The sequence below is a fragment of the Synechococcus sp. JA-2-3B'a(2-13) genome (assembly GCF_000013225.1).
GTDB lineage: Bacteria > Cyanobacteriota > Cyanobacteriia > Thermostichales > Thermostichaceae > Thermostichus.
Genome location: NC_007776.1, coordinates 2,497,069 through 2,510,696 on the forward strand (window position 1 = coordinate 2,497,069; position 13,628 = coordinate 2,510,696).

The window sequence follows — 13,628 nt, forward strand, 5'->3', positions numbered from 1 at the left end:
GACATATGTTTTTCTGGATTTTCTCGGGGTTGGCTTGGAACTCTCCTCTGCCGGCAGTCGTCTAAGAAGACGAGGCGTTTTAGGCTTTTTTCTGTCTACCCACTGCTGCTCTATGACTCAGTTTGAGCTGCCTCCCTCCCCTTCCGAGAAACCTGGCCGGCACAGCTTGGTTTGGTTGGTGGCTGCTGCAGGTCTGACGGTCTTGCTCTGGCAGCTCCCCTGGGGCAACTATATCCTCTACCCCTTTACGATTCTGGCCACCTGGTTTCATGAGATGGGCCACGGCTTGACGGCAGTGCTGTTGGGTGGGGAGTTTCATCGTCTGGAGATCTATCCCGACGGCTCGGGGCTGGCCATTCACAGTGGCGAGCTGTTTTTGGGACGGGTGGGGCAAGCTTTGGTGGCCGCTGCTGGGCCGATGGGGCCGCCGCTGGCTGGGGCCCTGTTCATCCTTGCCTCCCGCCGCCACAGCACAACTCGGTTGGGGCTGGTACTTCTGGGATCCCTGCTGTTGCTATCGACGCTGCTCTGGGTTCGCTCTCCCTTTGGCCTCCTGTTCCTCTTGGGTATGGGTTTGGGGATCCTGGCGGTAGCTCGCTGGGCCTCCCCCTGGCTGCGGGGCTTCGCTGCACAATTTTTGGGGGTGCAGGCCTGTGTGAGCACCTACCACCAGCTTGACTACTTATTTACGGCCTCTGCCGTGATCAATGGTCAGGTGATCCACTCCGATTCCAGCCAGATTGCCCAAAACTTGTTCTTGCCCTACTGGTTTTGGGGAGGGGTGATGGCGGTCTCTTCTTTGGTGCTGCTGATAACCAGCTTGCAGCTGACGTTCCGGGACTAGCCGGCAGGGGGCAAAGCCGCAATTTTGGCAGTGGTTCGTGTTATGTAAAAATCCGTCCTCTATCCCTGCCAAGTCGAGAAAACCGCCGCTACAGTAATGGGCAAGAGGAGTGAGGAGTTGAGGAGTGGAGCATGTGGCGGGATGTTATTGGGCTGGCCCTGGCGGCGACCCTACTGTTGATCAGCAAAACCGCCGCAGATACGCTTGGCCAAAGCCAGGTGCAGACTTTCACCGAACCTGAGCCAACGCCCCATTCTTTTCCGGTGGAGTGAGGTACTCAAGTCTGCTGACGGAAGTCGTAGCGGCGTTGTCGTTTTGTGCAACACTCATTCTAGAGTCTTTAAGGGCTCCGTCCGAGTAGCGCGGTCGCAGCAGCGTTGCGGAGCAATAACAGTAGGCTTGGGATCCCTGATGCGCATAGCCCTGTTTACGGAGACGTTTCTGCCCAAGGTGGATGGCATCGTTACCCGCCTCTGCCACACGGTGCGTCACCTAACCGCTCGAGGCAACTCGGTGCTCATCGTCGCGCCCCGGGGAGCCCCCCGGCGGTTTGCACGGGCACGGGTCTACGGGATCCCGGGGATGCCGCTGCCTCTGTATCCAGAGTTGAAGCTGGCTGCCCCCGGCCCGGCCATCGGCAAGTTGCTCAGCCGTTTCCGACCGGATGTGATCCACGTGGTGAACCCGGCAGTTTTGGGATTGGGGGGCCTCTACTACAGCCAGACGATGGGGATCCCGCTGGTGGCCTCCTACCATACCCATCTGCCGAAGTATCTGCAGCATTATGGGCTGGGCTTTCTGGAGGGGGTTTTGTGGAATCTCCTGAAGCTGGGGCACAATTTGGCGCGGGTCAATCTTTGCACCTCGACGGCCATGATGCAGGAGCTGAGCGCCCACGGCATTGAGCGGGTGCAGCTGTGGCAGCGAGGAGTGGATACGGAGTTGTTTCATCCCCAGGCGGCCAGTTCAGAAATGCGGGCTCGGCTCACCGCAGGGCAACCGGAACGGCCTCTTTTGCTCTATGTGGGGCGGCTTTCGGCTGAGAAGGAAGTAGGGCGGATCCGGGTGTTGCTAGAGCGGATCCCACAGGCGCGCCTAGCTATTGTGGGGGATGGGCCAGAGCGGGGATCCCTGGAGCAACATTTTGCCGGCCACGATGTGGTGTTTACGGGCTACCTACAGGGAGAGTCTCTGGCAGCGGCCTTTGCTTCGGCGGATTTGTTCGTGTTCCCCTCCCGCACCGAGACCTTGGGGCTGGTTCTGTTGGAAGCCATGGCTGCCGGTTGTCCGGTGATCGCCCCCCGCTGCGGCGGCATTACCGATGTGGTGGACAGTGGGCGCAATGGCTTTCTGTTCGATCCCAATTCGGATAGCGACTTTGTCCAGGTTACCCAGCAACTCCTGAGCAGCGTCGGGCAGCGACAGCTCTTCCGACAGCAAGCCCGCCAAGAGGCAGAACGCTGGAGCTGGTCGGCAGCCACCCAACAGTTGGAAGGCTACTACCGGGCTGTTATTGCCGCCGATTAGCGGTGCGGAGCACAGAGTCCCCTACTGGGAAATACTCAGGGCAGAACTCCGTCCTGCTCTCGGGGTTCTCCATAGCACCAGTGCGAACGGCCAGCCTAGGCAGAGACCGGATGATCCCCTTCAATGGCCCGCACTTGCTCCACAAAGAATTCTTCTAGGGATTGCCGTTGCCAATGCAAGTCGGTGACCAGTGCCCCCGCTTGGTTCAAAAGGGCCAGCAACTCCGGTAGGGATCCACTCCATTCCCCCGACCAATGGGATCCCTGAATCGAGAAGTGCTCTAGGCGGTCGCGGAACTGTTCGACGGCGCCACCGTGCCCCTGTACCCGATAGCTTTTGCTCTCTCCCAGCAAGTCATCCAAAGTTCCCTGATGCACCAATTTGCCGCCGATGATCAGGCCGACTCGGTTGCAGATAACTTCCACATCCGCCAGGATATGGCTGTTGAAAAACACCGTTTTGCCCTGCTGCTTGAGGGACAGAATGATCTCGCGCATTTGATAGCGGCCCATGGGATCCAGTCCCGACATCGGCTCATCCAGAAAAACCAGCTCTGGGTCGTTGATCAGCGCTTGGGCCATGCCAGTGCGCTGCAGCATGCCCTTGGAGTAGGTGCGCAGTTGTTTTTTGCGGGCCGTATCTATAGAAAGCCCCACCAGCTCCAGCAGTTGCGGGATCCGCTCCTTCAACAGGCTATTGGGCAGACCAAACACCTTGCCGGCAAACTGGAGAAACTCCCATGCCGTCAAGTAATCGTAAAAATAGGGGTTCTCCGGCAAATATCCCACCTGTTGCTTGATGGAGCGATCCCCCAGGGGTTTGCCCAGCAAAGTGCCGCTGCCGCGGGTGGGCTCCACAATGCCCAGTAGGCATTTGATGGTGGTGGTTTTCCCGGCCCCGTTGGGCCCCAGCAGCCCAAAGGTTTCTCCGCGGGCCACAGTCAGAGAAAAATCTTTGAGGGGGCTGACCACCTTGTTCAGCCAAAATCCTGTGCGATAGGTTTTGGTCAGGCCGGTGATGGCAATGACCGGCTCTGGTGCCGCGAACGCTTCTGCTGGGGAAGTGGGGGTCTCGCTCATGGACTCGCTCGTAGGTATGTTGGAGTTGAGGGAGAAAAAGGTGCCGCGAACACCGAGTTAAGGAGCACACAGTCCGCCAGGCGATAGGCTACCCAGCCTAACCTTTAGTTTACCCACAGGCTTTGTCCCAGCCTAGGCTTGCCGCAGCACTTCCGGTAGAGGAAAGGGGCCAGAGCAAACATACTCCGCGTAGGTATCCGCTTCATTCGCAACAGCGGTGCGGTTCCTTTGCCGTAGGCACAGCACTTTGCTCTGACCTCCCTTCAGTAGCATTCTCATCATCTGGGATGATTCTGGGATGATGATTTCCATCGCGTTGGCGGTGCGGAGCAAGAAAATTGAATCCAGAGGTTTTGTGCCTCTGGCCTCTGGGATCCCAGCCGGTGGTGATCATCGGCAACAGCGTTGCAGAGCAATAAGAAAGGAGTGTTTCTTGCTGGATAAGGTGCTTAGGCAGTGGAAGGAGCGGCTGTTGGCTCCAGTGCTGCAAACCCCTCTCCAACAGGTGCATCCCCTAGCCATTACCCTGTCAGGGTTTGCCATGGGCCTGGCCTCTGGGACAGCGGCAGCTTACGGGGCCTACGGGTGGGGGCTGGGCCTGTGGTTGCTGAACCGGTTTATGGACGGGCTGGACGGCACGTTGGCTCGTCTGCAGGGACGGCAAAGCGATCTGGGGGGCTACCTGGATATGCTGCTGGACGTGGTGGTCTACGCAGTCGTTCCCCTGGGGCTGGCCTTTCACCAGGGATCCCTGCTGGGCTATGCTTCTCTGGCTCTGATGCTGGCCAGCTTTTACATCAACCTTTGCTCCTGGATGTATTTGGCAGGGCTGTTGGAAAAACGGCGTTCGCGACAGCGTTGCGGGTCAATGAGGACAGATGGTTCCGGCGGGGCGGGATCCCTGGATGAACTGACCAGCTTAAGTATGCCGTCGGGGCTTATCGAGGGCAGCGAAACCATCTTTTTCTACGGCTTGTTTTTCCTTTTCCCGGAGTACATGGTGGGCTTGTTTGGGCTGATGGCGATTCTGGTGCTCTTGAGTGCTGTGCAGCGGTTGGTTTGGGCGCTGGGATCGCTTTCTGCTCCAAGGTGAGTTCGGAAGGAGTCTGTCCCTATGGCTCCGTCCAGCTGACGCGAATCGGGTTTCAAGACCTCCCCATCAAGCCCCACCGGGCAAGAGGATCCAAAATGAGAAAGCCATAGACCGAGATCTGCCGCCGTGACCTCCACCCTCAACCAACGCATTCGCCACTTCTACGATGCCTCCTCCGGCCTCTGGGAGCGGGTGTGGGGGGAGCACATGCACCATGGCTATTACGAGCCGGGCCAAACCGGTAAGGATCGCCGCCAAGCTCAGATTGACTTGATTGATAGGGTTATCCAGTGGGGCCAGATCGGGGATCCCTGCCCTCCCCAGCACATTCTTGATCTTGGCTGTGGCATTGGGGGGAGCAGTTTGGAATTAGCCCAGCGCTTCGGGGCACAGGTTACGGGCATTACCCTCAGCCCCGTCCAAGCCAAGCGGGCCGGGGAGCGCGCCCAAGAGGCCGGCCTGAGCAGCATGGTGCAATTTCAGGTGGCCGATGCTCTGGAGATGCCCTTTGCAGCCGACACCTTCGATTTGGTGTGGTCTTTGGAAAGCGGCGAGCACATGCCGGATAAGCAGCGGTTTCTGGCCGAATGCTGGCGGGTCTTGCAACCGGGCGGGCAGTTGATGGTGGTGACCTGGTGCCACCGCGAGGGATCCCTGAGTCGGCAGGATCAACAGCTTTTGCAGAAAATCTACGAGGTGTACTGCCTACCCTATGTGATCAGCCTCTCCGGCTACGAGGTTCTGGCCCAACAGGTGGGCTTTGAGCAGGTGCGCAGCGCCGACTGGTCGGAGCGAGTGGCCCCTTTCTGGGATGAGGTGATCGCTTCTGCCCGCGACTGGCGCTGGATCTGGGCTTTGCTGCGCAGCGGCTGGGTTACCGTTCGCGGGGCGCTGGGGCTGGGCCTGATGCGTCAGGCTTATGCCACCGGCTTGCTCCGCTTTGGCCTCTTGACTGGGTTCAAACCTGGGGATCAGCCAAGGTAGGGATCCCTTGCTCCCCTTTGGGAGAAGGGGCGCTTGGGAAAATGGGCTCAAAAGTCCGGCTGAGGTGGCGTTGTGCCGTTGAGTTCCAGATACTTTTGCTTCACCGCCTGGATGTCCTGCCACATCAACCACTTGGGGCTGCCGGGGGTGCGGTCTGGGTTGCGCAGCAGATAAGCCGGGTGAAAGATGGGCATACACCAGCGCCCCTGCCACTGGATCCATTCCCCGCGGATCTTGGTGATCCCTCGCTTCTCGCCCAAAAGGGAGCGCACCGAGGTGGCCCCCGTGAGCAGAATAATCCAGGGATCCACCAGGCGAATCTGCTCCAACAGATAGGGACGGCAGGCGTCCATCTCCTCCTGGGTGGGCACGCGGTTGTTAGGGGGGCGGCACTTGACCACATTACAGATGTAGGTGTCCTGCTCGGGATCCAGCCCCACCGAAGCCAGGATTTTATCCAGCAATTGTCCCGACTTGCCCACAAAAGGCAGCCCCTGCAGGTCTTCGCTTTCCCCTGGCCCCTCTCCGATGATTAAAATCCTTGCCTTGGGGTTGCCCCGATGCACCACCACATGGGTACGGCTGGCTGCCAAGTCGCAGCGCTGGCATACCAAACAATGCTGCTTCAGTTGCTCCAAATCCCTGTAAGTGCCGGGGGGGATGGACACCTGGGCCGACAGGGGGATCTGATCCCACTGGGGGAGTGTCTCCTCCGCCGGGGCTGGCGGCTCGATGGGATCGTCAAACAGGCTGGGCTGAAGCTCCGGCGGTTTTTTCTTGGCAGCCATTGCAAGTCGAGGTTTCCTTGTGCAGCGATCTTCGATTGCTCCCCCGCCCTTGTCAAGCTCAAGGCCAACCTGCCGGCAGGGGAGAACCTTTACTCCTTGTTAAACTGAGAAAACGAAAACTTGCGCCGGCCTTAGCTCGTCTCTACTCCCTGAGCCTGCCATGCTGCTTTTGTCCAAAGAACTGCCCAACCTGAACTACCGTCATACTCTACAGCGCTTCGACGAGGATTGGCGGGATCCCCTCTCTGCCCTGTTGGGTTGGGGTCGGGCTGCCGGTGCCGATTTGGTGGAGATTTTTCTAGAACGGGGCAATTCCATCAGTTGCCTGGCCGAAGATGACGCCATCACCAGCATCACCCCACGGCTCTCCACCGGGGCCGGCGTGCGGGTGTTTCGCGGCTTGGCCGACTGCTACGTCAGCACCAACGATCTGTCCTTTGCCGGTCTCAAGGCTGCTCTGGAGAAGGGCCTTTCGCTGATGGGCCTCACCCCTCCCGGCCCCACAGCGCTGGTTTCTGCCATCAACCTGGAGATGCTGCAGGACTACGGCGAGCGTCGCCGCAAAGATGGCTGGTTGAAGGAATGTAGCCCCATTGCGGAGATGGGGGAGATCCTGCTCAAAGCCAACGAGCAACTGGGTCGCCAAGCCCGCCATGTGCAGTCCCGCCGCACCACCTATTTCCGCGATTGGCAAGAGATTCTGGTGGCCTGCAGCGATGGCACCTTTGTGCGGGATGTGCGCCTCACCCAATCCGTGAGCTCTACGCTGCTCTGTGCCGATGGATCCCATCGCGCCTCTGTCAGTCAACGCTCCGGCGGTACGGGGGATCCCAACTTTTTGCGCCGTTGGGATCTGGAGGCCCACAGCCGGGAGCTGGCAGAAGCTGCCGGCCAGATGCTCTATGCCGACTATGTGGAATCCGGCACCTACCCGATTGTGATGTCCAACGCCTTTGGCGGCGTCATTTTCCACGAAGCCTGCGGGCATCTGTTGGAAACCACCCAGATTGAGCGCAAAACCACTCCCTTTGCCGACAAAAAAGGCCAGAAAATTGCCCACAAAAACCTCACCGCCTGGGATGAAGGTCTCTCTGAAGGGGCCTTTGGCAGCCTGGATGTGGATGACGAGGGGATGCCCGTCCAGCGCACTCTGCTGATCGAGAAGGGCATTTTGAAAAACTTCTTGGCGGATCGGGCTGGCTCAATGCGCACCGGCCACCCTCGCACCGGCAGCGGTCGCCGACAGAACTACACCTTTGCCCCCGCCAGCCGTATGCGCAATACCTACATTGCCCCCGGAGATGCAGAACTGGACGATCTTTTTGCTTCTATCGACAAAGGCATTTACTGCAAGCGTATGGGGGGAGGGAGCGTCGGCCCCACTGGGCAATTTAACTTCGCCGTCGAAGAAGCCTATCTCATCGAAAACGGCAAGATTACCAAACCCCTCAAGGGAGCCACCCTGATCGGAGAAGCCAAAGACATCTTGACCAAAATCTCCATGTGTTCCAAAGACCTCAGCTTGGCAGCTGGGTTCTGTGGCTCCGTCAGCGGCAGCATTTATGTGACGGTGGGGCAGCCTCACATCAAGGTAGATTCCATTACCGTGGGCGGTCGCTAATTCCAGGGATCCACCTCGACATGGCCTATGACAACGTCTGCAAATATCTGGCCGAGCGTTTCCCAGAGCAGTTTGCCCGCTGGCTCATGGGAGAAGTGGCTCGGCTCCGACTCTATCGGAGGTATCCTCACCTATCGGTGCAGCAGGTGGTCAAGGTGCTCCGCACCGCTAACGCGATTGACTTGCGCAAAACGGGGTCGGAGGGAGTTTTCCAGACCTCTTTTCGTCTAGAGAGGCTGAGCCATGAGTTCGATGTTGTCCGCCTGTGGGAATGCGATTTGAGGGCCGGAGCGGATCGGCAAGCCCTGCTACCGTTTCGGGTTCTAAGCCAGGTGGAAGATCCAGCAGAAACCTTGCGAGAGGTGGTCAGTGAGCTAGAGAGCTTGGCAGACCCCAGTGAGAGAAGGGAATTGGCAGCCGCAACAGCCGTCTTGGCGGGACTAGGTCGTGTTGATCTTATGTTAGGATAGAGGGAATAATTTATAGAGGAAAGAGGATGAAGTTGGTTTTTTTAGATGAAAACAAATGGCAGAAGATATTGGCTTTTTTACAGACAGAAGAGAGAGTTAACATTGGGAAAGAAGCAAACTGCAAACAGTTTATTGAAGCAGTTCTTTGGATAGCCCGTTCCGGTGCTCCTTGGCGCTACCTCCCAGAAGGATATGGCAAATGGTACACCATCTATCAAAGATTCCACCGGTGGAGTCGTTTTGGAGTGTGGGAACGGATGTTCAAGTATTTTATTGACGACCCTGATTTAGAGCATCTCATTATTGATTCAACCATGGTTCGAGCGCACTCCTGTGCTGCCGGAAAAAAGGGGAGCAAGCTTTGGGGAGAAGCCGAGGCGGATACAGCACCAAGATTCATGTGAGTGTAGATGGGTTGGGAAATCCGCTGGAATTGAGAATAACTGGCGGGGAAAAGAGCGATATTACTCAAGGGGAAGAATTGATAGAGGGCTGGCAGAGAAAGGATACCAAAGTAATTGGGGATAAAGGATATGATGCGGATAAGTTGATTGAGAAGATAGGGGAAGCTCAAGCGGTTATTCCGCCTAAAAGGAATAGAAAGACGCAGCGGCATTATGACAAGCATCTGTATAAAGAGAGGCATTTAATCGAATGCTTTTTTCATAAGTTAAAGCAGTACCGGCATCTATTTTCTCGTTTTGACAAATTGGCCAGGAACTTCTTGAGTTTTCTCTATCTCGTCAGTGCTCTCTTTTGGCTCAAATGAAAGATCAACACAACCTAGCATTGGATCGGGGTTTGATTCGACAAATCATGAGGTCTTTGGATATGAGGGAATCGGTGATCTACCAAGAGTGGCGGGCAGAAGCTCTGCGAGAGGGGCTGGAAGAAGGGCGCAAAGAAGGACGCAGAGAAGGACTACAACTGGGCCTGCAACAAGGGCTACAACAAGGATTGCAACAAGGATTACAACAGGGATTGCAACACGGGGAAGCAACGCTGGTTTTGCGGCTGCTCAGGCGGAAGTTGGGATCCCTTGACCCGGCCCTTGAGAATAAGATTTGGGCTTTGTCAACGTCACAACTGGAGGCGCTGGGGGAAGCTCTGTTGGACTTCAACAGCTTGGAGGATTTAACTGCCTGGCTAGCCCGTCAGCTAGAAACCGCAGGAGCCCCGCTCTCTGCCCACAGGGCAAGGGTCGGGAGGAATGTGAGTAAAATGCAATAAGGCTATGACCCAAGTCCTGACCGTTTCTTGCAAGCTCAAGGTGTCCCAGTCGCAAGCCGCCAAATTGGACGAGACATTGGATGCTTTGTCGCTACGCGACGCTAACGCGAACGGCCAAGCCTTGAACTGGGTCAACCAAAACACACCCGAGAAAGTCGTCAACCCACTGAAACTCCAATCCCTGTGCTACTACGAAATCCGTGCCCGTTTCGGCTTGTCCAGTAATTTGGCAAGGACTACGTCCCGCTTACGCGACCAACAGATATGCAGACGGGTAGCGTCTGCTCGCAAGGTGGCACAACAGAAAAACCGCCCGGTCAAAGCGTTGTCGCTACGCGACGCTAACGCGAACAAGGGTGGCTTCGCTACCTACGACGCTCGTATCTTTTCGTTTCGCGAGAAAGACTGGACGGTGTCGCTCACCACGGTGGAGGGTCGAGAACGCTTTGAGCTGGCGATTGGTCATTACCAGAGAGAACAGTTGGCAGGCTCCAATCCCAAAAAGACCTCCGGTCCGCTGACGCGAACGGCCACTCTGGTCAAGCGCAAAGACGGTTCCTACTCCATCCAGATTTGCGTGGAAGCAAAGTTACCGGAACAGCAGAACACCGCTCAGGTGGTAGGCGTGGACTTGGGAAGGACAGATATTGCCCATACGTCAGAGGGGGACAACTGGAATGGACAGCAGTTGAACAGAGTCCGAGACCACTACTCCCGGTTGAGGGCGGTACTCCAACGCAAAGCCAGTAAGGGCACACGCAGTTCGCGGCGCAGATGCAGAGAACTGTTGCAACGGCTGTCTGGTAAGGAGAGACGCTTTCAGTCGCGTCAGCGTTGCGTAGCAAAAACGTGGGTCAATCATCGCATCTCTAAAGCTATTGTTTCTAGGGCAAAGGCCACAAATAGCGCTATTGCTTTAGAGGACTTGACAGGGATACGGGAGCGTATCAACCAACAACCCCGCAGCAAAGCCGAGCGGCGCAGGGCCAACAGTTGGGCGTTCTACCAACTGAGGCAGTTTCTGGAATACAAGGCGAGAGTTGCAGGGGTTTCTCTAATCCTTGTTCCGCCTGCTTATACCTCGCAGACCTGTCACAAGTGTTTGCACATCCATCCCGACCCTGCGCAATCCTGTCGCGTCAGCGTTGCGTAGCAAAATCGCAGTGGGAAGCAGTTTAAGTGTGGGCACTGTGGATGGGAAGGGGATGCGGACTGGAATGGGGCCAACATGATTGCCAAACTTGGGGCTGCTGTAAACCAGCCTAGAGGTCCGTGGTTGGCTTGCCAACTACAGGGCTACCGAAAGCCTGCACTCTTTCGCTTTAGCGGTGCGGAGCGCTCTGCGTCAGCATGAGTGCGGGTAGTTTACTAGAGGCGCTGGATGGCAACAGGAACTTGGGGAGTGGCAATGGTGCAAGTCGAGGTGTTGGCAGAACAGACACAAAGCTGTGCCCGGCGGCTGGGGATCCCTCAGTTTGATCTCTACGGGGCTCAAGTGGATGAAACCAGCGTGCAGGTAGATCATGGGGAACCTCGCCAGGTCAAGGCTTCCCACCGCTGCAGCGTGACGGTGCGGGCCTGGAACGACCAAGGGCAGGTGGGAGTAACTTCCACCACCGATGTGGATGAGGCGGGGCTGGAACTGGCCCTGCAAACGGCCTTTGAAGCCAGCCATTTTGGCGTGCGGGAACATGCCCCTCAATTCAGCCCGGAAGCCACTCTGCCCATTGCCCAGCCTTGTAACGACAAAGGGCCGTTGGCTTTGGCTGGCGACTTGTTGGAACAGTTGGTGGCTGCTGAAAAGGCACTCCTGGGATCCCATCCCGCCATTCAGGGGGTGCCCTACAACGGCCTAGCGCAGCGGCAAATCAACCGCTTCTACCTCAACAGCCACCAAGCCCTGCGACAAGAGGAGCATACCCTCGCTTCGGTTTTTCTCTACAGCAAGGCAGAGCAAGAAGGTCGCAAACCCCGCAGCGCCGGAGCCATGCGAGTGGCTCGCAGCCTGGATGAGTTGGATATCCAGGGTTGTGTGCAGGAAGCTGCTGAGAAACTGATTAGCCATCTGGAGTACGAGCGGATCCCTTCTGGAAAATACACAGTGGTCTTTTCAGGAGAAGCCTTTTTGAGTTTGTTGGGCGCCTTCTCCAATGTGTTCAATGCCCAAAACATTTTGGACAACCAAAGCCTGTCCACCCCAGAATCCCTGGGCAAGACCATTGCCTCACCTCTTCTGTCGGTGTGTGACGATGCCCTGCACCCGACCAATGTGGGAGCGATCAGCTTTGATGGAGAAGGCACCCCCACCCGCCGTGTCCCTCTCATCACCAATGGGGTCTTGACCCACTTTTTGCACAGCGCCGGTACGGCTAAGCGCCTAGGAGCCAAGCCCACTGGCCATGCCAACATCGGCGCCAAGGTCACAGTTGCCGCCCACTACTACCATGTATTTGCCGGGGCACCGCCGGAGAGCACCTATGACTTGGCTACGGCTGAAAATGTAGTTTGGATCGATGAGCTGCAAGCGCTTCATGCCGGCGTTAAGCCCCTACAGGGATCCTTCTCGCTGCCGTTTCAGGGGTGGTGGGTACGCCAAGGAGAACGCATCAGCATCGAAGCGGCCACGGTGGCCGGAGACTTCCTGGAGCTGTTGAAGTCGATTTTCTACGTCGAGCCCGAGCCGCAAGTCACACCGGGTGGGCTGTGTCCCCGCATCTGGGTTGCCGATCTCTCCATTACCGGGCAATAACCTCACTTCAAACTCATGCAACTGACCCGCATCGACCTCAACAGTTGGCTCATCCACACCCGGGAGCAAACCTTCCTATTGGATCCGTGGCTGGTGGATCCCCTGGTGTTTCTGGGGATCCCCTGGTTCATCCGCCTGGAGCACCGCCAGCCGCTCCCTTTTACGCCGGAGACCTTGCCCAAAATCGACGGGATCCTCCTCAGCCAAGCCCAGCCGGATCACTGCCACCCACCAACGTTGCAGCGCCTGGATAAGCGGATCCCCGTTTTGGCCTCGCCGGCTGCAGCCAGAGTCGTGAAGAGTCTAGGATTTGCAACGGTTCAGGCTCTGGATCCCTGGCAGTCTGTTCGCTGGGGGGATCTGCGGGTCACGGCCATTCCCGGTGCGCCCCTAGGGCCTGTCCGTGAGCTGGGCTATCTGCTGGAAGAGGTGCCCTCTCAGACACGGCTTTACTACGAGCCTCATCTTTCCCAACCGGATGTCCGCCCGCGGCTGCAGCAGGAGTTTGGCTCCATCCATACCCTACTGATTCCGGTGGTGGGGCAGATCTTTCCCCTCTTGGGAGAGGTGATCATGGGGCCAGAGCGGGCCCTGGAGGTGGTGGCAGCCCTACGCCCCCAGCAGGTGATCCCTACGGCGATGGGAGAGGTGGACTACCACGGGTGGTTTGCCGCCCAGATCCGCCCCTTGGGCAGCCTGCAGGAGTTTCGAGAAAAGCTGGCAGCCTTGAATGCCGCCACGTCCCAATCCATCCAGTTGTGTTGCCCCGCCCCTGGGGAAACGGTGTCTCTTTCTGTCGTGGCCAAGACATGAGCCTTCCTTCCCAAGCCCCGCCTAGCGCCGATCTGGTGGCCATCTTGCGGGCAGATTACGCTCGCTTTCCCCGGGATCAGACCTATGCGATCTACGACCCGCAGGTTTACTTCCGGGATCCCCTCAACGAGTTTCGCGGCTTGGATCGCTATCGCCGCATGATCGAGGGGATAGGGCGTTGGCTACAGGATATCCGTCTCGATCTGCAGGATATTCGGCAAACCGGCAACCAGATCCGCACCGAGTGGATCCTGAGCGGTGCTTTGGCTTTGCCTTGGCGTCCCCGCCTGTGCATCCCCGGCTGGACAGAGATGCAGATCAATGAGACGGGGTTGATCGGATCCCATGTTGATTACTGGCGGTGCTCTCGCCGGCAAGTGTTGCTGCAAATGTTTCGGCCTGGGGATCCCAAAGGATCCCGTTAATAGCT

At 57.6% G+C, this 13,628-nt stretch carries 15 protein-coding genes and 1 pseudogene; 13 read left to right on the forward strand and 3 right to left on the reverse strand.

Annotation, left to right across the window (positions count from 1 at the left end; all coding sequences use genetic code 11):
- The first annotated feature begins 112 nt into the window (after nt 1-112).
- The 3 genes from CYB_RS11395 (at nt 113) to CYB_RS11400 (ending at nt 2,371) form a co-directional block, all read left to right on the forward strand.
- A complete protein-coding gene (locus CYB_RS11395; RefSeq protein WP_041436739.1) occupies nt 113-844 on the forward strand; it encodes a M50 family metallopeptidase in 732 nt (243 codons plus the stop codon).
- A gap of 131 nt (nt 845-975) precedes the next feature.
- Complete coding sequence (locus CYB_RS15225) at nt 976-1,116, forward strand: hypothetical protein (protein ID WP_011433964.1); 141 nt, start codon at nt 976-978, stop codon at nt 1,114-1,116.
- A 139-nt stretch (nt 1,117-1,255) separates the two neighbouring features.
- A complete protein-coding gene (locus tag CYB_RS11400; RefSeq protein WP_011433965.1) occupies nt 1,256-2,371 on the forward strand; it encodes a glycosyltransferase family 4 protein in 1,116 nt (371 codons plus the stop codon).
- 95 nt (nt 2,372-2,466) lie between these two features.
- Here the strand turns inward: CYB_RS11400 and CYB_RS11405 are convergent, their stop codons facing one another.
- Both CYB_RS11405 and CYB_RS15230 read right to left on the reverse strand, forming a co-directional pair.
- Complete coding sequence (locus CYB_RS11405; protein ID WP_011433966.1) at nt 2,467-3,450, reverse strand: ABC transporter ATP-binding protein; 984 nt, start codon at nt 3,448-3,450, stop codon at nt 2,467-2,469.
- A 132-nt stretch (nt 3,451-3,582) separates the two neighbouring features.
- The gene (locus tag CYB_RS15230) at nt 3,583-3,732 is read right to left on the reverse strand and encodes a hypothetical protein (RefSeq protein WP_187147236.1); all 150 of its coding nucleotides are present in this window, start codon (nt 3,730-3,732) and stop codon (nt 3,583-3,585) included.
- A gap of 16 nt (nt 3,733-3,748) precedes the next feature.
- Between CYB_RS15230 and CYB_RS11410 the strand changes: the two genes are divergently transcribed.
- Nucleotides 3,749-4,543, forward strand: coding sequence for a CDP-alcohol phosphatidyltransferase family protein (locus CYB_RS11410; protein ID WP_202943701.1), 795 nt, complete (start codon nt 3,749-3,751; stop codon nt 4,541-4,543).
- 126 nt (nt 4,544-4,669) lie between these two features.
- Nucleotides 4,670-5,527: a methyltransferase domain-containing protein gene (locus CYB_RS11415; protein ID WP_011433969.1), complete on the forward strand. Its 858-nt coding sequence runs from the start codon at nt 4,670-4,672 to the stop codon at nt 5,525-5,527.
- 47 nt (nt 5,528-5,574) lie between these two features.
- Here CYB_RS11415 and CYB_RS11420 read toward each other — a convergent pair whose 3' ends face one another.
- Complete coding sequence (locus CYB_RS11420) at nt 5,575-6,195, reverse strand: uracil-DNA glycosylase (protein WP_011433970.1); 621 nt, start codon at nt 6,193-6,195, stop codon at nt 5,575-5,577.
- A 280-nt stretch (nt 6,196-6,475) separates the two neighbouring features.
- Here CYB_RS11420 and CYB_RS11425 point away from each other — a divergent pair, with 280 nt between their 5' ends.
- The 8 genes and pseudogenes from CYB_RS11425 (at nt 6,476) to CYB_RS11465 (ending at nt 13,623) form a co-directional block, all read left to right on the forward strand.
- Nucleotides 6,476-7,936, forward strand: coding sequence for a TldD/PmbA family protein (locus tag CYB_RS11425; RefSeq protein ID WP_011433971.1), 1,461 nt, complete (start codon nt 6,476-6,478; stop codon nt 7,934-7,936).
- Nucleotides 7,937-7,956: 20 nt separating this feature from the next.
- Nucleotides 7,957-8,406, forward strand: coding sequence for a hypothetical protein (locus CYB_RS11430; protein WP_011433972.1), 450 nt, complete (start codon nt 7,957-7,959; stop codon nt 8,404-8,406).
- Nucleotides 8,407-8,432: 26 nt separating this feature from the next.
- Nucleotides 8,433-9,175, forward strand: a protein-coding gene (locus tag CYB_RS14570; RefSeq protein WP_076611515.1) for an IS5-like element ISSoc13 family transposase whose coding sequence is annotated in 2 segments (ribosomal slippage) — nt 8,433-8,751 and nt 8,751-9,175 — 744 coding nt in all. Because the reading frame shifts where the segments join, the coding sequence is not laid out codon by codon here.
- Between the two features lie 47 nt (nt 9,176-9,222).
- Nucleotides 9,223-9,636, forward strand: coding sequence for a DUF4351 domain-containing protein (locus tag CYB_RS11445; RefSeq protein WP_238376783.1), 414 nt, complete (start codon nt 9,223-9,225; stop codon nt 9,634-9,636).
- Nucleotides 9,637-9,640: 4 nt separating this feature from the next.
- Nucleotides 9,641-10,990, forward strand: a pseudogene (locus CYB_RS11450) (RNA-guided endonuclease InsQ/TnpB family protein).
- 54 nt (nt 10,991-11,044) lie between these two features.
- Nucleotides 11,045-12,385 (forward strand): TldD/PmbA family protein, encoded by a 1,341-nt coding sequence (locus CYB_RS11455; RefSeq protein WP_011433975.1) that lies wholly within the window; start codon nt 11,045-11,047, stop codon nt 12,383-12,385.
- 15 nt (nt 12,386-12,400) lie between these two features.
- Nucleotides 12,401-13,198 (forward strand): MBL fold metallo-hydrolase, encoded by a 798-nt coding sequence (locus CYB_RS11460; RefSeq protein WP_011433976.1) that lies wholly within the window; start codon nt 12,401-12,403, stop codon nt 13,196-13,198.
- Complete coding sequence (locus tag CYB_RS11465; RefSeq protein ID WP_011433977.1) at nt 13,195-13,623, forward strand: DUF2358 domain-containing protein; 429 nt, start codon at nt 13,195-13,197, stop codon at nt 13,621-13,623. The genes CYB_RS11460 and CYB_RS11465 overlap by 4 nt, the downstream gene beginning before the upstream one ends.
- Nucleotides 13,624-13,628: the final 5 nt, after the last annotated feature.